The organism is Alkalibacterium sp. MB6, assembly GCF_009935905.1.
Lineage (GTDB): Bacteria > Bacillota > Bacilli > Lactobacillales > Carnobacteriaceae_A > Alkalibacterium.
In genome coordinates this window covers 1-335 of record NZ_PREX01000085.1, presented here as the reverse complement: position 1 = coordinate 335, position 335 = coordinate 1, and the positions used below count along the sequence as shown (strand labels likewise).

At 45.4% G+C, this 335-nt stretch carries 1 protein-coding gene; it reads right to left on the bottom strand.

Annotated features, from left to right (window positions below; all coding sequences use genetic code 11):
• A partial coding sequence (locus tag C3945_RS11785; RefSeq protein WP_202623376.1) for an endonuclease/exonuclease/phosphatase family protein occupies nt 1-335 on the bottom strand: 335 nt, incomplete at both ends.

Sequence of the window (335 nt, the reverse complement as noted above, 5' to 3'; positions counted from 1 at the left end):
CGGTTGCGCCAAAGGATCAGTCACCTCTTTCTCCTCTTCCTCTGCTTTCTCTATGCCTTCCTGTATGGCCTTTTGGGCTTCCTGTTCATCTTCCGCAGTCTGTTGCAAAGATTGCTGTTGTTGCTCAAACAGACGGTCCGTTTGTAAAACTACATAAATCGGAAAATGATCTGAACCGATATGGGATAAACGTTTCATCTTGACCAAACCAAAATCGGTACTATGAAAGATGTGGTCTAGGGACCAGCGCAGTAAAGGATAGTCGGCATGGAAGGTATTCATAAAATAGCGCCCAACCCGTGGGTCAAGTAAACCGCTAATACGCTGGAATAAAC